Here is a 21,410-nt window from a genome sequence, read left to right on the forward strand (position 1 = left end):
TTTATTTTTTAGTACACACCACCTGGTTTCCAAATTGTAAGTCTGCCAACGCATAAGTATTTAGTTGGTCATCCTTTTGTGCTTTTTTATAAAATGCTTTAAAATTATTTATCTTTTTATCAAGATCTGTTAGTGCTCCAAAAGCTACTTGCATATCCAGTGTCCTTAGCGAAAATATATATCCACCATGTGTTCTTTTGGTGATATGCGTGATCGTCTTTTTCAAAAATGGGTCTTCATCTATTCGCTTCAGCAAAGGAAATGACTCCTTTGCCTCTTTCTCATTTATCCCGCTTATCGTTACCACTCTGGCCGAATGATAGTTGGATAATGGCATTACCAATCCTTCATCATCGATATAATACGCAGATCGATCCATCACCCGTGCAATGGGTTGACGTTGGGTTAAGATCGCACCTAATTTTCCATCTATCGAAAGGTAAACATCTGACGCTTTGATCATTTCATGATCGTCTAACGCCTGCTCCAACCTATTCAAAACTAAGGGTTCTCTTACCTTATTCTCAAGGTCGGCTTTATTTTGTATCAACATTTTATTAACGACCTCTTCAGTTACAAAAAGGTTGTTTCCATTCGTAAAATTGATGTCAATTTCATCGCTAATACGCTGTTCATTTCTAAGGTTGGCAAAACCAAATAAAAAGCCGGTAACACCTATCAATACTATAATTTTTATATAATCAATGAACTTCATTCTGTAATGTTTTTGTGAGGTTCATAATTTCAATTCCTATATCTCCCGCGCCCATCATGACCACAATTTTACAGTCTGAATCAGACACTACGTCTTTCAACTCTTCTTTTTGAACGAGTTTTTTATCCTTATGATCCATTTTATGGAGTAAAGCCATAGAGGTAATCCCTGCGATAGGTTTCTCACGTGCAGGGTAAATATCTAATAGTGCAACTTGATCAAATTGACCTAATGCACTAGCAAATTCATTTATAAAATCACGGGTTCGGCTATAAAGATGTGGCTGAAAAATCGCCAGTATCTGTTCATCTGGGTACATTTCACGAATTGCCTGGTGTACCGCATTAATTTCGGTTGGGTGATGCGCGTAATCATCAATAAGGACTAAGTCCTCTGTCTTGATTCGATAACTAAACCGGCGTTCTACGCCTTTAAAAAAAGGCAGGGCGACTGAAATAGTACTTGGGGAAATACCATATTCAATCGCCACTGCCATAGCTGCTATTGCATTTAAAACGTTGTGCTTTCCCGGTAAGGAAAACCTCAATTGCTCTAAAACACCATAAGGTGTTTGTAGGTTAAATTCATAGACACCTTCTTTAATTACAAGATTAGTGCCATTATAATCTGCATCTTCATCAATGCCATAGGTTTTGCCGTCAAGCGGAAGACCTTTTCTAATGATTAGTTCTCCGTCATCTTGGACTAACTGGGCAAACTCGCCAAAGGATTTTGTAAGTGCATCAGCCTCTCCATAAATATCCAAATGGTCTGCATCCATTGAGGTGATCGCAGCGATCGAAGGTGATAGGGTGAGAAAGGATCGATCAAATTCATCTGCTTCAACCACCATTAGATCATTACCTTTTAGAATTAGGTTGGTGTGATAATTTTCGCTGATTCCACCCAAGAAAGCCGTTACCTTTTCTTCCGCGAAAGCGAGCAAGTGACCCAGTATCGCAGTTGTGGTTGTTTTACCATGTGTGCCGGCAATGGCTAAAGTTTTTATCGCATGACTGATCATGCCTAAGACTTGAGCTCTTTTTCTGATTCCGAAACCATTATTCAGGAAAAACATATACTGCTCCATATCTGCGGGTACTGCAGGAGTATACACGATCATCGTTTCATTTTTTTCCTTAAAACGTGCCGGAATAGCATCTGCTGTTGGAGCGAAATTAACCTCAATCCCTTCAGAAATTAGCTGAGTAGTAAGTGCCGTAGCCGTTTTGTCATATCCCGCAACATCATATCCACTTGCGTTAAAATAACGGGCAAGCGCGCTCATCCCTATTCCCCCAATGCCGAGGAAATAAAAACGTGTGATATGTTCCTTACTGATATTCACTATTTTCCTGTAATTAATTTTTCCACCTCATCAACAATCTCTTTTGTTGCATTGGGTTTGGCTAATTTTTTAATGTTTACTGAAAGTGATGTCTGTAAATATGAATCTTCTAAAAGCCTTTTAAACTCGGGCAAAAATTTCTCTTCTAATTCTGCTTCCTTAAGCATCAGGGCTGCATGTTCTTTGGCAATAGCTAGAGCATTTTTGGTTTGATGATCTTCAGACACATTGGGCGACGGAATAAATATTACAGGCTTACCCACGATGCAAAGCTCTGATACCGATCCAGCACCTGCTCTGCTGATAATAACGTCTGCTGCGGCATAGGCCAGATCCATGCGGTAAATAAATTCTTTTACTAAGACTTGACCCGTTTCATGATCTTTAAATTGCGTATAATAATTAGATCCCGTTTGCCAAATCAATTGAATATCTAATTCCTTAAACGCAGATAAATGTCCTGCGATTAATTGATTAATTTTGCCTGCGCCTTGGCTTCCGCCCAGTACCAATACCGTTTTTTTAGTAGGATCAAGATTAAAGTATGTGTTTGCCTCAACAGTTTTTGAGGTGATCTCTAATAAATCTTGTCTTACGGGATTCCCGGTAAGTACAATTTTTTCCGAAGGAAAATAACGCTCCATCCCATCATACGCCACACATATAGTATTGGCTTTACCCGCCAGCCATTTATTGGTGATGCCGGCATACGAATTTTGTTCTTGAATCAAAGTACCTATATCCATGCTGTTCGCCACTTTAAGTAGAGGTCCGCTGGCGAAGCCCCCCGTACCAATTACGATATCTGGTGCATGTGTTTTGATGATTCTTCTGGATTTAACCAAGCTGCTGATCAATTTAAACGGGAACATGAAGTTTTTAAGTGTAAGCTTACGCTGTATTCCACTAATCCACAATCCTTGTATAGGATAACCTGCTTTGGGTACTTTTTGCATTTCCATACGATCCTTAGCGCCTACAAATAGAATGTTAGATTGCGGATGCCTGCGTTTGATTTCATTCGCAATAGCAATAGCGGGGTAGATATGGCCACCAGTACCTCCTCCAGATAATATAACACTTAAGGGCTTCATCAAATTGCTTCGCTTAAAATTTCTAAGGGGTTTTCTTCATTGATCACCTCTTTAGCTTGTTCACTCTTAATTTTTTCTCTTTGCACACTCACGCTAATGACTATACCTAATGCCATACATGTCATCCAAATGGAAGATCCCCCACTACTGATCAGTGGCAAGGTTTGACCAGTCACCGGAAAGAGCTCTACCGCAACCGCCATATTGATTAATGCTTGAAAGATGATGGGTAAGCCCACCCCTACCACTAATAATTTTCCAAAAATGGTCGGTGCTTTTGTAGCCACAATAATGAATCTAAAGAGCAGTAAGAGATATGCTAACATTACCCCAAAGGCACCCACCAGCCCCATTTCTTCTACAATAATGGCGTAGATAAAATCTGAAGAAGATTGAGGCAGAAAATTTCGTTGTACGCTTTTACCTATCCCTGTACCGGTTACTCCGCCGCGTGCAATGGCTATTTTGGCTTTTTCAACTTGATAGTCTTCGGCTTTTACGTCTGGATTTGTAAAGGACTCAATCCTGCTCATCCACGTATCTACGCGGTTGGGGAAAAGATCCGGAAAGGCTTTCGCTAATAGTACAAATAGCAATAAAGCGACTACACCACCGGCGATAATTGTTGCTAAGTAACGTATGGGATAACCTCCTAAAAATACCAACACGCACACCATCGAAAAAATAATTAATGCGGTAGAGAGGTTTGCCGGTAAGATTAATGCTAAAATCAAAAAAACCGGTAACCATAAAGGCAAAAGACTTTCTTTAAAACTAATTTTTTTATCGTAGGTTTTAGATAAATAGCGCGCAACATACACCATCAATACCACCGCTGCCAGCGTAGAGGTTTGAAAGGTCATATTTACAATGGGGAGCTGTATCCACCTACTGGCGTTTGCCCCACCAATAGTGTTGCCTTGAGCCAATGTAAAAAGTAATAATAAAATCACCACAGGCACCATAATGATAGAGAGCCCTCTAAAATATCTGTAGGGCACTTTATGGATCGCATATAAAATGGTAAAACCTAAAAACAAATGCGTAAAATGTTTTACCAGATACTTGAGAGTACTTCCATTTCCATACAAATAGGCTAAGTTACTACTGGCGCTAAAGACAGGTATAAAAGAAAATATTGCCAACAATCCTGCTACGGCCCAGATAACTTTATCGCCCTTTATATTGGTGATGATATGTTTAAAGCTATTACTCATTGATTATAGTGAACGTACGGCTTGTTTAAATTGATTCCCTCTGTCTTCATAATTTTCATACAAATCAAAGCTTGCACATGCAGGAGAAAGCAACACATTATCGCCGCGCTCTGCAATTTTATAGGCGATTTTAACCGCCTCGCTCATAGATTGTGTTTCTATCATAAGATCTACACAGGGACTAAAAGCATTCATGAGCTTAGTGTTGTCCACTCCCAAACACACAATGGCTTTTACTTTTTCGCGCACCAATGGAAGCAGCTCATCGTAATCGTTGCCCTTATCTACTCCACCCACAATCCAGACGGTGTCTGAAAGCATACTATCCAACGCATAAAACGTCGCGTTTACATTCGTGGCTTTTGAATCGTTGATGTATTGCACATGGTTAATTTTTAGCACAGTTTCCAGGCGATGTTCAACCCCTTGAAAATGCTCCATACTCTCCCGTATAGTTTGCTTTCTAATGTCTAAAAGCTTGGCAACGGTTGAAGCTGCCATAGCATTCTTGACATTGTGATTTCCTTGTAATCCTAGATTAATTGTTGGCATAACAAATGACTTGTTTTTAAGGTTGATATTGATTGTGTTATTCGTAACGTAGGCGCCTTCTTCAATAGTTTTTGTTAGAGAAAAGGGCAATTGTTTCGCTTTTATGGTGTGGCTTGAGATCCAATCTGTGATAACTGGATCATCTCCATCGTAAATCAGGAAATCGTTTTCATCCTGATTCATGGTAATTCTGAATTTAGCGGCTATATATTCTTCAAAATTGTTATTGTAACGATCTAAATGATCTGGTGTGATGTTAGTGATAACTGCGATATGCGGTTTGAATGCTTTTATCCCGTCAAGCTGAAAACTGCTTAGCTCCAAGACATAATAATCTGGTGACTCTATGGCTACACTCATAGCAAAACTATCACCTATGTTTCCTGCCATCACTGCATTCACTTCATTTTTGAGAATGTAATGAGTCAAGGCTGTGGTGGTTGTTTTACCATTGCTTCCGGTAATACCAATGATGGTAGCGTTGGTATATCTGCTTGCAAATTCAATTTCTGAAATCACAGGAATATTCTTCGCCTTCAACTCTTTTACCAGTTGAACTGAATCTGGTATTCCCGGACTTTTCATTACAATGTCTGCGGAAAAGATCTGCTCATTACTGTGTTTAGCTTCTTCAAATTCAATCTCATGTTGCGTGAGGATTTCTTTTTTTACCGCTGAAATTTCTCCTGCATCTGAAACAAACACGTCATACCCCTGCTTTTTTCCAAGCACGGCAGTACCTACTCCACTTTCGCCTCCACCAAGTATGACCAGTCGCTTCATCTATCTGATTTTTAGGGTGACTATGGTTAAAATGGCGAGCAATATGCCTACGATCCAAAAACGTACAACGATCTTACTTTCATGATAGCCTCGTTTTTGGTAATGATGGTGCAGCGGAGACATGAGAAAAATTCTTCGGCCTTCTCCAAATTTCTTTCGCGTGTACTTAAACCAGCTTACTTGCATGATCACCGATACGTTTTCCATGAGGAAAATTCCGCAGAGAATAGGAATTAACCATTCTTTACGCGTTGCAATCGCCAAAACGGCAATGATGCCTCCAATGGTTAAACTACCGGTATCACCCATAAATACTTGTGCAGGAAAGGTGTTGTACCACAAAAAACCGATCAACGCTCCTGCAAAAGCTGTTATAAACACAGTCATTTCACCAGAATTGGGGATGTACATCACATTGAGGTAATCTGAAAATATGATATTACCGCTCACCCAGGCGAATATTCCTAAGGTGATGACAATAATCGCCGATGAGCCCGCCGCCAGACCATCAATGCCATCGGTAAGATTTGCTCCATTAGAAACAGCTGTAACAATAATAATCACCAAGGGGATAAAAATGAGCCACGCATAATCTCTAAGATCAGGACTTATCCAAGTGATTAAATCTGCGTAATCAAACTCGTTGTTCTTAACAAAAGGAATTGTGGTTTTAGTAGATTTAGCTTCCTCTGGTGTGAACTGCTGTTCTATGTTTTCATTAGATACCACCGGCACGGGATTCTTGACCTCCTCACGAATCGTTACACCGGGATGAAAGTAAAGGGAAGCCCCAACAATAATCCCAAGCCCGACCTGACCTACTACCTTAAATTTACCGTGTAAGCCTGCTTTATTTTTTTTGAAAATTTTGATGTAATCATCTAAGAATCCAATAGCCCCCATCCATAATGTTGTGATCAATAACAGGATGATGTAAATATTCTCCAGCTTTGCAAAAAGCAACACAGGAATGATCGTTGAAAAGATGATGATTAGTCCACCCATGGTTGGTGTACCGGCTTTTTCGCTTTGACCCGCCAGACCTAAATCCCGAACAGTTTCACCTACCTGTTGACGTAGTAACAGATTGATGATTTTTTTACCATAAATCGTAGAGATTGCCAACGCTAATAAAATTGCCATCGCCGCTCTAAAGGTGATAAATTGGAAGAGCTGCGCACCCGGGAATTGGTACTCTTGTTCTAAATATTGAAATAAATAATAAAGCATAGGTGGTTGGTCTATTTATTGAGCTGGTCTAATAATTCTTTTACGGTTTTATAATCATCAAATTCTTTTCGTTCTCCTTTAATTTCCTGATAGTTTTCATGGCCTTTGCCAGCAATGAGAATGATGTCATTTTCTTGCGCCGTGGAACAGGCCGTTTTTATGGCTTGTCTGCGATCTAAAATTGACAACGTCTTCGCACTGTGTTGCGGCTCTACGCCTTTTTCAATGTCTTGTAGAATGGCTTCAGGATCTTCACTACGCGGATTATCATTGGTGAAAATCACCTTAGTGCTTAAGGCCGAAGCGATATGACCCATCTTTGGTCTTTTTTCAGCATCACGATCACCGCCACACCCTACTACTGTAATTAATTCTTCGTTTTTAGTTCTAATCGTATTGATGGTTTCCAAGACATTTTTAAGTGCATCCGGAGTATGTGCATAATCCACGATGGCCGTGATGTTCTTTGGTGACACCATGTATTGAAATCTACCACTTACCGACTCTAATTCGCTTATTAGTCTTAGCGCTTCAAGCGTTTCTAATCCCAACAAATCTGCTGCGGCATAAATGCATACGATGTTATAGGCATTAAAATTCCCTACCAGTTTACTCCATACTTCTTGCCCATTGATTTTAAGCTGAAGACCACTAAACTGGTTTTCTAAAATCTGTGCTCTATAATCTGCCATACTTTTAAGCGCATAGCTGTATTTTTTCGCTTTTGTATTTTGAAGCATTACCGCTCCATTTTTATCATCTGCATTGGTCAACGCAAATGCTGAGGCAGGCAAACCATCAAAAAAAGATTTTTTTACGTCCCGGTATTCGGCGAATGTTTTATGATAATCAAGATGATCATGGCTAAGGTTTGTGAATATTCCGCCTTCAAAATGAAGTCCTTTAATACGTTGCTGTGCGATACCATGAGAACTCACTTCCATAAAGCAAAACTCCACCCCGGCATCATTCATTAAGGACAGGTAGTAATTGATCGCCAGGGAATCTGGCGTGGTATGGGTTGCCGGATACGTCTTGTCTGCCACCATTACTTTTACCGTAGAAAGTAATCCTACTTTATATCCCGCTTTAGAAAATAAGGCATACAGTAAGCTGGCAACCGTAGTTTTACCGTTGGTGCCGGTTACCCCAACAAGCTTTAAGTTTTTAGATGGGTTTTCATACAAGTTAGATGCCATCAAAGCCAAGGCTTCTTGACTATCTTTCACTAAAACATAGGTCACACCGTTGACAATACGGTCTGGTAGATGTTCGCAGATCACAGCAATTGCTCCGTTGTTTACCGCAGTATCAATGAATGCATGCCCATCTGATTGTGTGCCAACGATGGCTACAAAAACATCATTAAGAGATACCTTACGCGAATCAAATTCGACATTCTTAATCGCAACAGCCGTATTACCGACCACTTCTTTAAGCGAAACTTTATACAATATGTCTTTGAGCAAGATCATCCTACACTAAGCGTTACTTCTTGATTCTTTTGTATTTTTTCTCCTTTATCGATGGACTGAGACTTAACAACTCCCTGACCGTTTACTACTACGCGTATCCCTATATTTTCTAATAAAGCGACGGCATCCATCACTGGCAGCCCCTTTACATCTGGCATAATGGTTTTATATTTTTGTGCCTTGGTGTAATAGGCTTCATAACTCTTTGCCTCTTTCTTTAAGACAGGCTCTACAGATTCTAATTCATCTGTAACGGGAGTATCAGTGTAAATTTTTTGCGCAATGCGTTTAAAGACTGGCGCGGCGACAGTATTCCCGTAATATCCCACATCATTATTGGGCTTGTGAATTACAACTATGCACGAGTACTTAGGCGTATCTGCCGGAAAGTATCCAGCAAAGGATGAGATGTAACTGGGACGATCTCCCTTGGTCCCATAATCAATTAAACAGGTGCCTGTTTTACCGGCCATAGAAAAACTTGGCGTATAAATGTTATCTGCCGTTCCTCTTTTAACCGTGTTTTCTAATAAAACTTTTACTTTATCGACTGTACTTTGAGAACAGATCGACGGATTGATCACTTCTTTATCAAACGTTTTTACTGACTTATCCCAGGCTCTAATCTCTTTGATGAACTTAGGTTTAACCATTTTACCATCGTTGGCAATCGCATTATAGAACGCCAAGGTTTGTAGCGGAGTCATAGAAACACCATATCCAAAAGACATCCAAGGTAAGGTTGTACCATACCAATCTTTATCACTTGGATGCGGAATTTTAGGATTCCCCTCACCCACAATTTCTAATCCTAATTTTTCATCTAATCCCATGTTCACCAATCGATTGATGAATTTCTTGGGATTATTTTTATAGTTTTCGTAGATAAACTTTGAGAATACTGTGTTAGAAGAAACTTCAAAAGCACGACCTACAGAGATCTCGCCATAGCCTCCTTTTTTAGAATCTCTTACGATACGGTCAAAGTATTTGATCTTTCCACCCTCTGTATCGTACACAGTACTAGTATCTACCACCTTATCTTCTAAAGCTGCTACTAACGCCATAAGTTTAAACGTAGAACCGGGTTCATGGGATTCCCACACCGCATAGTTCCTTTTTTCAAAGTAAAAACCAGATGCACCACGACCTAGGTTGGACATAGCCTTAATCTCACCTGTAGCGGTTTCCATCACGATGGCCGTGCCATGATCTGCTTCGTATTTTTCAAGTTGCGCGAGTAAGGCATGATGCGCGATATCCTGTATCTTAACATCTATAGTGGTCATCACATCTAATCCATCACGCGGCTCCATCTCATTGGCGTCGCTTATAGGCTTCCACTGGCCTTTAGCAATACGCTGTTTTTTGCGGTGACCATCTTCGCCACGCAAGTATTGACTAAATGCACCTTCAAGACCAACTTGGGTCTTTCCTTTAGTATCATACCCAACGGTTCGCTGTGCAACTTTACCCAGAGGATGCTCACGAACGGTTCGCTGCTCTGTAATAAACCCTCCTTTATAGGCTCCAAGATTGAACATGGGAAAGGTTTTGATTTTGATATATTCAGAATACCCCAATCCTTTTGCCACCAACAAATACCTGTTTTTATTGATACGTGCACTACGCAGCATTTTAGTATAGTACGAAGATGGTCTTCCTAACATTGCCGACAACTCTTTGGATAGCGAGACTACATTCTCCTCAAAATTCTTTTGAGATACTGTTACTGCATCAAAACGTATGTCGTACTTAGATACTGAAGTCGCCAGTAAGTTCCCGTTGGCATCATACAGATTACCCCGGTTTGCCGGAATCGTAAAATCTTTATAGACTGTCTTTTGCGCGAGTTTTTTGTATTTAGCCCCTTCAATAAATTGAATATTAAGAAGCTTAAGAGAGATCAAAACAGCAAAGATGAACATACACCCGGCGATAAAGTAAAGTTTGCTAAGGATGTTTTTTTCGTTGTCCATTTAACCTATTGCTTGGATTTAATTAATATTTTTTTTGGTGGCTGCGCCGAAGGTTTTACTCCGGTTGATGCGAGTCGTTTGATAAGATCAGATTCCATCTTCGCATTCATAAGACGGGTTCTTCCATCCACAAACTGACTTCTCAATTCTTTTACCTGCCTATTGAGTGCAGCGATTTCATGTACTTTTCGTTCTGCGCTGTGTGAACTTGCAATCATGATAATGGCCAGCAGTGTACAAAACAGAATAAACTGCCAGTTCTTTAGTGCATCATCATTGATGAGAAATTTTCCTTTTAATATGTTATAAATTCCTTCTTTCATCTTTATCTTATCTCTTCTCCTTACCTGTCTTCTAATCGCTCTGCGATGCGCAGCTTAGCACTTCTTGCTCTGTTATTTTGCGCAATCTCTTCAGCTGTTGGCACTATTAAACCTCCTACTTTTTTAAAAGGCACAGAAATGTTTCCGAAGAAATCCTTCTCTGCTGCACCTTCAAATTTTCCGTCCCTAATAAATCGTTTCACTAATCGATCTTCTAGAGAATGATATGAGATCACACTTAATCTTCCTCCCGGTTTTATTAAAAGAGATGTTTGCTCTAAAAACTCCTTAAGCGCTTCAATTTCTTGATTTACCTCAATCCTGATAGCTTGATATACTTGCGCCAAGCCTTTATTCTCTTTGCCTTTTTGTAAAAAAGGATATAACACATCCTTTAACTCGTCACCGGTTTCAATGGATTTTTCTGCCCTGGCATTCACGATGGCGTTTGCTAATTTCCAGGCATTTTTGAGTTCGCCGTAGGTTAGAAAAACCTTTTTAAGCGCTTCAACTTCATATTCATTGACCACCTGAAAGGCGCTTAAACTACCGCGTTTACTCATGCGCATATCCAGCTTTGCATCAAACCTGGTAGAGAATCCGCGTTCTGCCACATCAAATTGATGAGAAGAAACCCCGAAGTCCCCCAGAATTCCGTCGACTTTTCTAATGCCCTCTACCCTTAAAAACCGCTTAATGTATCTAAAGTTTTCAGGAATCAATTTAAAACGCACGTCATCGATCGCGTTCGCTTGCGCATCTTCATCTTGATCAAATCCAAAGAGCTTTCCTTCTTCACCCAGCCGACTCAAAATTTCTTTTGAATGTCCGCCACCGCCAAAAGTGACATCCACATAAATTCCGTTGGGATCGATATTTAATCCATCCACTGTTTCTTTAAGCAGTACGGGATTATGATAATTCATTGGCATCATCATCTCCCATTACCTCTTCAGCTAAATCTGCAAAGTCCCCTACGGCATCATCAATTGCGGTTTCATACCTGTCTTTATCCCAAATCTCTATAATATTGATGGCTGAGTTAAGCACGATATCTTTAGAGATCGCCGCAAATACAGCAAGGTTCTTCGGGATGAGCAGGCGGCCATTCGCATCAACCTCAACCATTTTTACACCCGCAGTAAAACGCCGAATAAAATCATTGTTCTTTTTCTTGAATCGATTGAGTTTATTCACCTTTTGCATAAGCAAATTCCACTCGCTCATAGGATACAATTCAAGGCACGGCTGAAAAACGGCACGTTTTAAAACAAAGCCATCCTGAAGCGCAGGCGCCAACTGTTTTTTCAACGCAGCCGGCATCATTAAACGCCCTTTTGCATCTACTTTACAATCATATGAACCAATGAGATGTACCACTTTTTTGCTTTACAACTCAAATATATTATAATTTTTACCACATTTTACCACATTATACCACTTTGTTAATAAGTTTTAAGAAATCTAAAAATTTATGAGCTTGTAAAATGCTGTGTCAAAGAGCGTTATACTTTCATTTGAAGTGGTATAGAATCAATTGATTGAACAATTTATTGGTATCTTAAACGCTTATGTGATTACGTTAAAATTCACTATACTTGTAAAAATTACATTGCTGCATATTCTTAATAAGTTGAGCATACAATGTTGCTAGAACTAACCATCCTCAATTGCTTATTTTTGCAATTGCACGAATTACAGACTAGATGAACGAAGAATTAATCTCTGAAGGAAAATTTACGTACTTAGAAAAAGGAGAGGGACAACCCATATTGATTTTACACGGTTTGATGGGTGGATTAAGTAATTTTGAAGGAGTTACAGACTATTTCCCTCAGCACGGCTATAAAGTGATTATTCCTCAGCTTCCGATTTATGATACTTCATTGATTAAAACCAGCATCGGTACGTTTGCGAAATACCTCAAAGATTTTATTGATCATAAAGGCCTTACCGATGTGATTTTACTAGGTAATTCACTTGGGGGACATATCGCTCTCCTTACTACTAAGCTTTATCCAGAAGTAGTTAAAGCACTCGTCATCACTGGTAGTAGCGGTCTGTATGAAAGTGCTTTTGGCGAAAGTTATCCTAAACGGGGAGACTACGACTACATTAAGAAAAAGGCTGAAGGCGTCTTTTATGATCCTGCGATCGCCACACCAGAAATTGTTGATGAAGTCTATGAAACCGTTAATGACCGTAATAAGTTAATTAAAACGCTAGCTATTGCAAAAAGCGCGATTCGCCATAATATGGGGAAGGATCTTCCTAAAATGAAGACTCCTACCTGCATTATATGGGGTAGACAAGATACTGTCACTCCACCTAATGTAGCCGAAGATTTTGAGGCATTGCTCCCAGACGCAGAACTGTTTTGGATTGACAAATGCGGTCATGCGGCGATGATGGAACATCCTGACACCTTCAATAGCCTACTCCACGACTGGTTAAAGAAGCGCAACTTCTAGATACCCATCATGAAAATTACTTCTGCCAAATTTGTGATGAGCAATAGTGACGCCAGCAAGTGTCCCAGCTCCAACCTACCTGAATATGCGTTTATAGGGCGCAGTAATGTGGGTAAATCCTCGCTCATTAATATGCTGACTAATAAAAAGAGTTTGGCAAAGACGTCTGGCAGACCCGGTAAGACTCAGCTGATCAACCATTTTTTAATTAATGAGACCTGGCACCTGGTCGATTTACCCGGCTATGGCTATGCACGCGTAAGCAAAAAGGATAAGAAGACCTTTCAAAAATACATTACACATTATTTTAGATCAAGAAAGCAACTGGTTTCAGGTTTTGTACTAGTGGATTGTCGCCATGAACCTCAACCCATAGATTTGGAGTTTATGCAGTGGCTTGGAGAAAATGCCATACCCTTTGGTATTGTTTTTACTAAAGCAGACAAATTAAAGCCGAATGCCTTACAGCGAAATGTTGATGCTTACAAAGCTACTTTGTTAGCAACTTGGGAGGCTCTACCACCAATATTCATCACCTCCTCATCCAACAATACCGGGCAAGAGGAATTGCTTCACTATATTCATGAGATCAATGAATCGCTTAGCGGAGTGGATTTAACGGAGTAATTTATTTTATTTTGTGCTGTCATGCTTGAGACCGCGTGTCGCCATAGCTTTAGCGGTGGCACAATGCAGGTATCTAGTATTATTTTAAGAATCAGCTTTTTCTTTTGATTGCAGCGATCAATTCTCGTGGTGAAGTAATTTCTTCTATCGCTTTCGCGGAAAGTAACTCGTAAAGTTCGTAGCCTTCGGGCTTTAGAATAACGGGATATGCATACGAAACCCCAAATTTTGAGGCGTATTGTTGTTCAAATTCGTCTTTATGAAGAAACTCCATGTCAATATCGGAAGATTCTCTAAAGGCTCTCCATTCTTTTCGTTCGTGAAATTTCCCATGCGTAATGGCACATAGATCACAAGTATAGGTTGCGGGAGAGAGTATTTTGTGTGCTACGTCAATCATAGCATTTACATTACCTGAAGTTGCGTTATATACAAAGATGAGTTTGTTCATGCTAAAAGCTAAAACTATATGTGACTTTCATTCAACCGTCTTAAAGCGAAAGCTTTTCGGCAAAATATTGGCAAAAATCTTTCATGGTCGCTGTCATTTTCTCATCGTTGGTAGCTCTAAAATACGTATCGCTCATGGCAACTAAGGTTTGGTGAAAAAAGACTTTCATTTCGTCTACCGGCATATCTTTTGTCCACAAATCTATACGCATAGATTCCTGCTGCGTGTGATCCCAAATCGATAACATCATGGCTTTAGCCTCTGCAGAGTCAACTCCGCCATCTTTTGCCGTCCAGTTTAATTTTTCAGGAACGTTATTTTCATCTACCTGTACGTGTATGGTTATATCAGATTTTTTCATGCTTTTTTATTTCTATTCGTTGATACGTGAACTTATTGGCCGGGTTTAAATTTTGATTGATTAAAGATGGTTTCGGCATCTGTAATAAGCAGAGGTTTTAAACGAGCATTTGATTTTTCGGCGTATTCCTTTACAATTTGCCAGCCTATGTATTGCCCCAATCGTGGCGGACTTTCAGGATCTAGTGCCAGATTGAATTTTGAAAAGGGAGCCATGTTAATGAATCGCTCTTTTAATCTTGGGTCAGTATCATACAAGACCTCATTTTCAATAAAATACTTCCAGATTTGCCCTTCATTTTCTGTTGCCCACTCCAATTGCTCTTGCGTATATCCTATTTTTTCGGCATCTGTGGACTGCGGAAGGATTTTTTCTTTGAGGTAAAGTATTTTACCGTAATACACCATTTGATCCAAGAAATTCCGTGTTTTTGGCTGAGAAATTGCACGTCTTGCAAACTGCTCAACTATATCTTGGGTGATTTGTGAGGGCTTCATATTCTGCTGAATATACAGCGGGATACCCTGATACATTTCATGCCCATCACCCATATACGTATCCAATCCAACCAACACCAAGCTATCGGTATAAATGATCTTTTCCCTATAGTCCACATCGGTCGTCATGGTGATTACCTTAGGTGCGGTAAACTCAGGGAAATAATACTTAAGGTGTTGATAAGTATCATGCAGCTCATCTCCTAACTCCTCATTGGCAGGAAAGGTCTTATCTAAGGCCTCTTGCAATTGAATTTGGAGCGTATCTCTCATTGTAGCAACCCAAACACTATCCGGGATTTGCTTTGGGAACAGATAGGGAAATTCTGCTTTAAGGCTACCTAAGGTCTGCGGAGTCGCATCTGCAAACAACTGATCGAACCTCACCATTTCTAGGCGGACGTCAACTTGTTGAATTTCCTTTTCAAGCGCGTCATTTTCGTTGCAACTCACCACCTGCAAACTCAACCACATAAGAAGACTTATTTGTATAAAGCGATGTAAAAAACTATTCTTGATGATATTCCTTATTATTTTTTGCTGAAAAATTGTACTTCCCAAACCCTATGCTTTAATTTTGTTTGCAAAGGTAACTTTTAAAGAAAGACGTATGCAACCCGAAAAGACAATTGATTACATCGTAAACTGGCTTAAAGAATATGCAGTAAAAGCTAAAATGGAAGGTTTTGTCGTAGGTATAAGTGGCGGAATTGATTCTGCGGTCACCTCGTCATTGTGTGCAAAGACCGGTTTACGCACCTTATGCGTAGAGATGCCTATTCACCAGCACGCCAGCCAAGTAACCAGAGCACAAGAGCATATAGATCAATTAAAGAAGCGCTTTGCAAATGTAACCGATACGCGGGTGGATCTTACGCCGGTTTTTGAATCCTTTAAAACTACGTTACCAACTACCCCACAAAGCGAAACCCTGTTTTTGACACTAGCAAATGCACGTGCACGCTTACGTATGACGACTCTATATTATTTTGCCGGATTACATCGTTATTTGGTGGCAGGAACGGGGAATAAAGTCGAAGATTTTGGCGTGGGTTTCTATACCAAATACGGCGATGGCGGCGTAGATTTAAGTCCCATCGCTGATTTAATGAAAAGCGAAGTATACACGATAGGTAAAGCATTAGACGTACCTCAATCTATTCTTAATGCTGCTCCTACAGATGGTTTATGGGGCGACAGCCGTACCGATGAGGATCAAATTGGAGCCAGTTATGATGAACTTGAATGGGCCATGCACATGAAAGATAACGGGAAAACTGCTACAGATTTTGAAGGCAGACAACGCCAGGTGTTTGAGATTTTTACGCGTTTTAATACTGCGAATCAACATAAAATGCTGCCTATCCCGGTTTGTGAGATTCCGCAGGAATTAAGGATGAGGGTTTAACTCAATTTTTTACCTCCCCATCCCCACGTTAAACACTGCGATATGCCGGTCCAATTTTTTGGATAAGGTTTGTTGGAGTTTATGATAATCCATCACATCTTGAAGTACGTCCATGGGGTTTTTAACCTCCTCTGCTTTGGTTTGCTGCTTCAATTCTTCAATTTTAGAAGCGACTAAGTAACATCGGAGGGACAGAATTGTCTGGCTGAGTTCCTTGACTAAATTTTCCTTTTTGCTTTTTACAAAAATGTCTTTGGTATCCCATCGTGCCAGCGCGTACTTATCATCATCCATCAAAATATTAGTGACATGTTGGGATTGCTCAGGATCCAGTTCATTGATGATATTTTCCAGCTTGAACTCCTCATCTTCATTCAATTTTGAAATGATGGTGTAATAGAGTTGTTGAAAGTGCTCATTAGTAAATTCGACCTCATCTTCTTGCAGATCCAGATAGATCTTTTCAAATACTTTAGCGCGGTGTGTTTCAGGAACCAATTCTAATTCTTCAAACTCATTTTGTTTTAAGACAAAGTCCTCAAAGTCTTCTTCTTCTTTTCCGTAAAGCAACAGCATGCTCATGATCTTACGCTCTAACTCAAAGAGCTGATCTACTTTAACCCGTGGTGTGGTAGGCTGCTTTACAACTTCAAACGCTTGTGGGTTTTGTTTTTTTCTTTTTGCCTGATCTGCAGATTCTTTTGCGTTAAGTTGTGCCAAGGTACTAAAGAGCACTACTTCACTAATGTCCATGATGGCAGAACACTCCTTGACGTAAACCTCCTGCTTAATGGTATCTGGAATCTTGGCAATACTCGCAACCATATCCCGAATCAAGCCTGCCTTTTTTACAGGATCATCTTTAGCTTCGGCCACCAATAGAGACGCTTTAAACCGAATAAAGTCCTGTGCATTTTCAGTTAAGTATTCCTTAAGGTCTTCTTCTGTATTACTTTTTGCAAAACTGTCGGGATCCTCCCCATCCGGGAAGGTACAAATCCTTACGTTTAAGCCTTGTTCTAGTATGAGATCTATTCCGCGAAGCGATGCCCGCATCCCCGCAGTATCTCCATCGAACAGCACGGTTATGTTTTTCGTAAGCCGATTAATTAATCGGATTTGCTCCGGGGTTAATGCAGTACCCGATGATGCTACCGTATTCTCAATCCCACTTTGATAAAACTGAATCACATCGGTATAGCCCTCTACCAAATAACAGTTATCTTCTTTTGCGATGGCCTGCTTGGCGTGATAAATACCGTACAGCACCTTGCTTTTGTGGTAAACCTCACTCTCTGGGGAGTTTAAATACTTTGCAGCCTTTTTATCACTAGTGAGGATCCTTCCGCCAAAACCCAATACCCTACCAGACATCGAATGAATAGGAAACATTACCCGACCTTTAAAGCGGTCGAAGGTGCGTTTGGGCTTATCGCCTTCGGCTTCTTTGACGATAGTGAGGCCCGTTTTGTCTAAAAACTCTAATTGATATCCCTTATCTAAGGCTGTTTTGGTAAAGGCCTCCCATTCATCTGGCGAGTAACCCAGATCAAACTTCTCAATGGTCTCTGCCGTAAAACCTCTTTCTTTAAAATAACTTAATCCGATCGCCTGACCTTGATTGGTCTCCAGCATGATTTTTTTGAAATACTCCTTAGCGTATTCATTGACCAGATACATGCTTTCACGCTCATTGGCAGCTTCCTTATGCTCATCGCTTTGCTCGGTCTCTTCGATTTCAATGTTGTACTTCTTGGCGAGGTATTTAATGGCTTCAGGATAAGTGAAGTGTTCATGTTCCATCAGGAATGCAACCGCGTTACCACCTTTTCCGCTAGAGAAATCCTTCCAGATTTGCTTTGCCGGAGATACCATAAAACTCGGGGTTCGCTCCTGAGTAAACGGGCTTAAGCCTTTGTAATTACTCCCAGACTTTTTGAGCTGCACAAAATCACCAATCACCTCCTCTACCTGGGATTCTTCATATACGCGATCTATAGTGGTTTTGCTAATCAAGGCAATTGAATCTTGAGGTGCTAAAATACAAAAAGACCTACAAGGTATGCCATTTTTAATTCCTTAAAACTAGCCTTGCAGGTCTTAATGCAAAGATTTAAAGTGTATTTTTTAAATCTTCTTCACACGCAATTCGACAAGCTTATTGTCCATCTAATAGAACAAGGATTTATTTAATCAATATCAAAGCGTACGCCTAGTGAGATGTTCTTGAGTCCGTTTGGATCGTTTTCAAAAATATCATTGAGATCGTATTTAGCGTAGAGTGCTACACCATTCCATCCCACATACGAACTCAATCCATATACAAAGTCGTTAGCATTAAAGTTTCCTTTAACCTTTTCTTTTACACGATCCCCGTCTTCGTCATCAAATTTGTATTTCATTCTACTGGATAATCGTAATCCGCCGTATCCCCCTATTCCAAAATGCAACTTATTATCGGTCGAGTATCGAATGCGATCTTCTTTTTCGATTCTTTTTGAGGGGCCAAATTCAAAATGAATGGGAAAAACTAAGTTGTCATTTCTAAATTTAGATTTATCCAGGTCTAGCGGAAATTCAACTAGCTCAGTCACATCTCCGTTTTCTTCGTAAATACGATTATCGGTGGGTTTTAATCCATTAAACTGAAAGGAGAACCCATACTTAAACCTTAACCAGTTTGAGTTTTTAAATACCCGCGTTTTCCAAGCTACTCCCAGTTCAAAAAAGCGGCTACCTGCAATTTTAAAATCAGAGTCTTCCAAAGATTGATCATCACCAATGGCATTGTTGAAGCCTATCCCAATCACCAAATCTGAGGTGGTGCGGCGATCATATTTTACAGGTCGATCCTCGTCTTTTTCATAGAATACACCAAAGACTTGATGATCGTCATCCTCATCACCGCCCAAGTTAATTTCTATTCGGCCCACGCCGTCTGCCCCTTCTAATCCATTGCGCTCTAGCAAGGCTATTTTGCTGTCTACGATAGAAATTCTATTTTCAATGTTTAGGGCACGTCGACGTGCTGCTTCTTTCTTTTGAGTTTCGGCTTCAGCCAGGGTGATTTCCCCTTTGGCAAGACGATCCTCAATCATTTCAACTTCTTTTTTTAGGGCTTCGCGCTCTTCGGCTTTTATAGTCTCTTTCTCTTTATTGAGATTTTCTATCCTGCGTTCTACGCGATAAACTTCAGTCGAATCTGTTTTAGTCTGCGCGTTGCTTGATAGACCTATGAAGCCCGCGGTGATTACTGCAATGTAAAGTACAATTGTTTTCATGATGTTTGATGTTGATGCCCGCAGAACCTCTTCCCCGTAAGGGGAAAAGACCTTAGGCTGATTGATGAATAATTAATTACTGTTGATTTTTGATTGATATTAACTGCTCTTTACCCGGGATGAGAGCTGGCTAATTAGGTTAATCGTTGCGCTCTATAAAAGCGGTTCGAACGGTCTTGAATCCTTCTTTAAATACTTCAAACACTTTGTTGTTGAACGATTCTTCGGTTTCAACTTCTACACTCTGCAAAAGTTTTTTTGCATTTACTTGTGCGTAAGAGGTGTTTTCTTTTTTCTGCGGAAGCTCAGCCATAGCATTTGCAAGTAGTGCATCTATTTCGGCGTCACTTACTGCATTTGTATTCGCTTCTTTAATTATAGATTGCTGAAACTCTTGCACCAAATTAGTTTGTGCTATCCCAACCGAAGCTGAAGTTAACGTATCAACCAGAGTTTGTTCTTTGTTGAACGCTTTTGGCGTTGAGTGTTGAGCTAGTACACTTTCTGAAGAAGAACTCTTTTTTATGGTAGTTTTCATACGGGTAGGATTCTCTACTATTTCTATTGCTTTATTTTCTGATTGATCTTTAGGTGTAGTATTTACCACCGCTTCTTGTGTATTCGTGATAGGAGTTGTTTTTTCTTCTATTTGCTCCTTAGGTTGGGTATCTCCTATAGTGGCCTGTGATTGAGAGAAGAAGTTAAACGCAAATAACCCTACCACCAACATCGCTGCGATACCCGCACTTACACCGTACCAAAAGAAATACGTTGGCTTTTTCTTTTCTTCTTGCAAGTCTAATTGTTGGGAAAGCTTCTCCCAATTCCCTGCAGAAGGTGAAATGCTGCGCTTATCCAACGCCTCCTTCACTTTTCTATCTAGATTATTTGATTCCATGTTCGCTATTTTTTTGTGCATTCAGTTTTTGCTGAAGCATGTTTCTTGCTTTAAATAATTGAGATTTTGAGGTGCTTTCTTTGATCTCTAATAAGGTGGCTATTTCGTGATGCTTATAGCCTTCTACCGCATACATTAAAAAGACCGTTTTATATCCCTGTGGCAGCTCATCAATACATCGTTGGATATAATCTGTGTCACTACTCATCACAGGTGATTCACTTATACCGGCGTGATCTTCTACTTCCTCATCCCAAAATCTTAAAGCTTTATTACTCCGCAGAAAAGAAATTGATTCGCGCACCATAATTTTACGAATCCAACCTTCAAAACTTCCCGCATGTTTAAACGATTTAAGGTAAGTAAATACTTTTAAAAATCCGGTGTTCAATACTTCTTCAGCATACTGAATGTCTTTGACATACTGCCGACATACACTTAGCATTTTTGCCGCATGTTGATCGTAAATGCACTGTTGTGCATGCCGATCGTTTTTTTGGGCTCTTTTGATGAGCTGCTTTTCGTTAGTATGTAATTGAATTAGTTTCACCTTAATGAGTTAGTACGGCCTTCTATACATAAAGACGCAAATCGATGTAAAAGGGTTGCCTGAAGGTAGAAAAAAATTTATATTTTGTTTCAACTAATTGAAAATCAATATTCTAAAAATAATAAATTGTATGAGTATATTCATCTCCAA

Annotated in this window: 21 protein-coding genes; 3 read left to right on the forward strand and 18 right to left on the reverse strand. The window is 39.9% G+C overall.

Translation table 11 applies throughout. The features are described from left to right. Position 1: 1 nt before the first annotated feature. From ABD000_RS12410 to mraZ, 11 genes are read right to left on the reverse strand one after another with little or no spacing between them, the layout of a single operon-like run. Positions 2 to 715: a cell division protein FtsQ/DivIB gene (locus tag ABD000_RS12410; RefSeq protein WP_343768085.1), complete on the reverse strand. Its 714-nt coding sequence runs from the start codon at positions 713 to 715 to the stop codon at positions 2 to 4. Beyond that, the gene (gene murC / locus ABD000_RS12415) at positions 702 to 2,063 is read right to left on the reverse strand and encodes a UDP-N-acetylmuramate--L-alanine ligase (RefSeq protein ID WP_343768087.1); all 1,362 of its coding nucleotides are present in this window, start codon (positions 2,061 to 2,063) and stop codon (positions 702 to 704) included. The genes ABD000_RS12410 and murC overlap by 14 nt, the downstream gene beginning before the upstream one ends. Continuing rightward, a complete protein-coding gene (gene murG / locus ABD000_RS12420; protein ID WP_343768892.1) occupies positions 2,063 to 3,157 on the reverse strand; it encodes an undecaprenyldiphospho-muramoylpentapeptide beta-N-acetylglucosaminyltransferase in 1,095 nt (364 codons plus the stop codon). The genes murC and murG overlap by 1 nt, the downstream gene beginning before the upstream one ends. Next, positions 3,157 to 4,374 carry an FtsW/RodA/SpoVE family cell cycle protein gene (locus ABD000_RS12425; protein ID WP_343768089.1) on the reverse strand — a complete coding sequence of 406 codons (1,218 nt, stop codon included), beginning with the start codon at positions 4,372 to 4,374 and terminating at the stop codon, positions 3,157 to 3,159. The genes murG and ABD000_RS12425 overlap by 1 nt, the downstream gene beginning before the upstream one ends. Before the next feature lie 3 nt (positions 4,375 to 4,377). Further along, positions 4,378 to 5,709 carry a UDP-N-acetylmuramoyl-L-alanine--D-glutamate ligase gene (gene murD / locus ABD000_RS12430; RefSeq protein WP_343768091.1) on the reverse strand — a complete coding sequence of 444 codons (1,332 nt, stop codon included), beginning with the start codon at positions 5,707 to 5,709 and terminating at the stop codon, positions 4,378 to 4,380. Further along, positions 5,710 to 6,939: a phospho-N-acetylmuramoyl-pentapeptide-transferase gene (mraY, locus tag ABD000_RS12435; protein ID WP_343768093.1), complete on the reverse strand. Its 1,230-nt coding sequence runs from the start codon at positions 6,937 to 6,939 to the stop codon at positions 5,710 to 5,712. Between the two features lie 11 nt (positions 6,940 to 6,950). Further along, complete coding sequence (locus tag ABD000_RS12440) at positions 6,951 to 8,414, reverse strand: UDP-N-acetylmuramoyl-L-alanyl-D-glutamate--2,6-diaminopimelate ligase (protein ID WP_343768095.1); 1,464 nt, start codon at positions 8,412 to 8,414, stop codon at positions 6,951 to 6,953. After that, positions 8,411 to 10,393 (reverse strand): penicillin-binding protein, encoded by a 1,983-nt coding sequence (locus ABD000_RS12445; protein ID WP_343768097.1) that lies wholly within the window; start codon positions 10,391 to 10,393, stop codon positions 8,411 to 8,413. The genes ABD000_RS12440 and ABD000_RS12445 overlap by 4 nt, the downstream gene beginning before the upstream one ends. 5 nt (positions 10,394 to 10,398) lie before the next feature. After that, positions 10,399 to 10,716, reverse strand: a complete 318-nt coding sequence (locus tag ABD000_RS12450) for an FtsL-like putative cell division protein (RefSeq protein ID WP_343768100.1) — start codon at positions 10,714 to 10,716, stop codon at positions 10,399 to 10,401. A 20-nt stretch (positions 10,717 to 10,736) separates the two neighbouring features. After that, positions 10,737 to 11,642 (reverse strand): 16S rRNA (cytosine(1402)-N(4))-methyltransferase RsmH, encoded by a 906-nt coding sequence (rsmH, locus tag ABD000_RS12455; protein WP_343768102.1) that lies wholly within the window; start codon positions 11,640 to 11,642, stop codon positions 10,737 to 10,739. Beyond that, positions 11,629 to 12,096 (reverse strand): division/cell wall cluster transcriptional repressor MraZ, encoded by a 468-nt coding sequence (mraZ, locus tag ABD000_RS12460; protein WP_343768105.1) that lies wholly within the window; start codon positions 12,094 to 12,096, stop codon positions 11,629 to 11,631. Before mraZ ends, rsmH begins: the two co-directional genes overlap by 14 nt. Positions 12,097 to 12,422: 326 nt before the next feature. Between mraZ and ABD000_RS12465 the strand changes: the two genes are divergently transcribed. Continuing rightward, entirely contained in the window at positions 12,423 to 13,187 is a 765-nt protein-coding gene (locus ABD000_RS12465; RefSeq protein WP_343768107.1) for an alpha/beta fold hydrolase, read from the forward strand. A 9-nt stretch (positions 13,188 to 13,196) separates the two neighbouring features. After that, positions 13,197 to 13,814, forward strand: a complete 618-nt coding sequence (gene yihA / locus ABD000_RS12470; protein ID WP_343768110.1) for a ribosome biogenesis GTP-binding protein YihA/YsxC — start codon at positions 13,197 to 13,199, stop codon at positions 13,812 to 13,814. Positions 13,815 to 13,905: 91 nt separating this feature from the next. Here yihA and ABD000_RS12475 read toward each other — a convergent pair whose 3' ends face one another. From ABD000_RS12475 to gldB, 3 genes are read right to left on the reverse strand one after another with little or no spacing between them, the layout of a single operon-like run. Then, a complete protein-coding gene (locus ABD000_RS12475; RefSeq protein WP_343768112.1) occupies positions 13,906 to 14,265 on the reverse strand; it encodes a GTPase in 360 nt (119 codons plus the stop codon). Between the two features lie 40 nt (positions 14,266 to 14,305). Continuing rightward, positions 14,306 to 14,626: a gliding motility protein GldC gene (gene gldC / locus ABD000_RS12480; RefSeq protein ID WP_343768114.1), complete on the reverse strand. Its 321-nt coding sequence runs from the start codon at positions 14,624 to 14,626 to the stop codon at positions 14,306 to 14,308. A gap of 32 nt (positions 14,627 to 14,658) precedes the next feature. Beyond that, positions 14,659 to 15,597, reverse strand: a complete 939-nt coding sequence (gldB, locus tag ABD000_RS12485) for a gliding motility lipoprotein GldB (RefSeq protein WP_343768116.1) — start codon at positions 15,595 to 15,597, stop codon at positions 14,659 to 14,661. Between the two features lie 136 nt (positions 15,598 to 15,733). On the opposite strand from gldB, the gene nadE reads away from it, so the two are divergent. After that, positions 15,734 to 16,531, forward strand: coding sequence for an NAD(+) synthase (gene nadE / locus ABD000_RS12490; protein WP_343768118.1), 798 nt, complete (start codon positions 15,734 to 15,736; stop codon positions 16,529 to 16,531). Positions 16,532 to 16,540: 9 nt separating this feature from the next. On the opposite strand, the gene dnaG is transcribed toward nadE, so the two are convergent. The 4 genes from dnaG to ABD000_RS12510 all read right to left on the reverse strand — a co-directional run bounded on the left by dnaG (position 16,541) and on the right by ABD000_RS12510 (position 21,260). Then, the gene (gene dnaG / locus ABD000_RS12495) at positions 16,541 to 18,547 is read right to left on the reverse strand and encodes a DNA primase (protein ID WP_343768121.1); all 2,007 of its coding nucleotides are present in this window, start codon (positions 18,545 to 18,547) and stop codon (positions 16,541 to 16,543) included. 173 nt (positions 18,548 to 18,720) lie between these two features. Beyond that, positions 18,721 to 19,812 (reverse strand): porin family protein, encoded by a 1,092-nt coding sequence (locus tag ABD000_RS12500; RefSeq protein WP_343768123.1) that lies wholly within the window; start codon positions 19,810 to 19,812, stop codon positions 18,721 to 18,723. A gap of 139 nt (positions 19,813 to 19,951) precedes the next feature. Then, on the reverse strand, positions 19,952 to 20,710 hold the full coding sequence (locus ABD000_RS12505) for a hypothetical protein (RefSeq protein ID WP_343768126.1): 759 nt from the start codon (positions 20,708 to 20,710) through the stop codon (positions 19,952 to 19,954). Then, positions 20,697 to 21,260, reverse strand: a complete 564-nt coding sequence (locus ABD000_RS12510; RefSeq protein WP_343768128.1) for an RNA polymerase sigma factor — start codon at positions 21,258 to 21,260, stop codon at positions 20,697 to 20,699. The genes ABD000_RS12505 and ABD000_RS12510 overlap by 14 nt, the downstream gene beginning before the upstream one ends. Between the last annotated feature and the right edge of the window lie 150 nt (positions 21,261 to 21,410).

The organism is Gangjinia marincola (assembly GCF_039523415.1).
Taxonomy (GTDB): domain Bacteria; phylum Bacteroidota; class Bacteroidia; order Flavobacteriales; family Flavobacteriaceae; genus Gangjinia; species Gangjinia marincola.

What these genes read in the sequence shown, in the direction of transcription:
- ABD000_RS12500 (WP_343768123.1), bottom strand. Translation starts at nt 19,812, where the DNA reads ATGAAAACAATTGTACTTTACATTGCAGTAATCACCGCGGGCTTCATA.
- rsmH (WP_343768102.1), bottom strand. Translation starts at nt 11,642, where the DNA reads ATGAATTATCATAATCCCGTACTGCTTAAAGAAACAGTGGATGGATTA.
- ABD000_RS12410 (WP_343768085.1), bottom strand. Translation starts at nt 715, where the DNA reads ATGAAGTTCATTGATTATATAAAAATTATAGTATTGATAGGTGTTACC.
- mraY (WP_343768093.1), bottom strand. Translation starts at nt 6,939, where the DNA reads ATGCTTTATTATTTATTTCAATATTTAGAACAAGAGTACCAATTCCCG.
- ABD000_RS12440 (WP_343768095.1), bottom strand. Translation starts at nt 8,414, where the DNA reads ATGATCTTGCTCAAAGACATATTGTATAAAGTTTCGCTTAAAGAAGTG.
- ABD000_RS12505 (WP_343768126.1), bottom strand. Translation starts at nt 20,710, where the DNA reads ATGGAATCAAATAATCTAGATAGAAAAGTGAAGGAGGCGTTGGATAAG.
- ABD000_RS12445 (WP_343768097.1), bottom strand. Translation starts at nt 10,393, where the DNA reads ATGGACAACGAAAAAAACATCCTTAGCAAACTTTACTTTATCGCCGGG.
- ABD000_RS12465 (WP_343768107.1), top strand. Translation starts at nt 12,423, where the DNA reads ATGAACGAAGAATTAATCTCTGAAGGAAAATTTACGTACTTAGAAAAA.
- nadE (WP_343768118.1), top strand. Translation starts at nt 15,734, where the DNA reads ATGCAACCCGAAAAGACAATTGATTACATCGTAAACTGGCTTAAAGAA.
- murD (WP_343768091.1), bottom strand. Translation starts at nt 5,709, where the DNA reads ATGAAGCGACTGGTCATACTTGGTGGAGGCGAAAGTGGAGTAGGTACT.
- ABD000_RS12425 (WP_343768089.1), bottom strand. Translation starts at nt 4,374, where the DNA reads ATGAGTAATAGCTTTAAACATATCATCACCAATATAAAGGGCGATAAA.
- yihA (WP_343768110.1), top strand. Translation starts at nt 13,197, where the DNA reads ATGAAAATTACTTCTGCCAAATTTGTGATGAGCAATAGTGACGCCAGC.
- ABD000_RS12475 (WP_343768112.1), bottom strand. Translation starts at nt 14,265, where the DNA reads ATGAACAAACTCATCTTTGTATATAACGCAACTTCAGGTAATGTAAAT.
- gldB (WP_343768116.1), bottom strand. Translation starts at nt 15,597, where the DNA reads ATGTGGTTGAGTTTGCAGGTGGTGAGTTGCAACGAAAATGACGCGCTT.
- murG (WP_343768892.1), bottom strand. Translation starts at nt 3,157, where the DNA reads ATGAAGCCCTTAAGTGTTATATTATCTGGAGGAGGTACTGGTGGCCAT.
- gldC (WP_343768114.1), bottom strand. Translation starts at nt 14,626, where the DNA reads ATGAAAAAATCTGATATAACCATACACGTACAGGTAGATGAAAATAAC.
- ABD000_RS12450 (WP_343768100.1), bottom strand. Translation starts at nt 10,716, where the DNA reads ATGAAAGAAGGAATTTATAACATATTAAAAGGAAAATTTCTCATCAAT.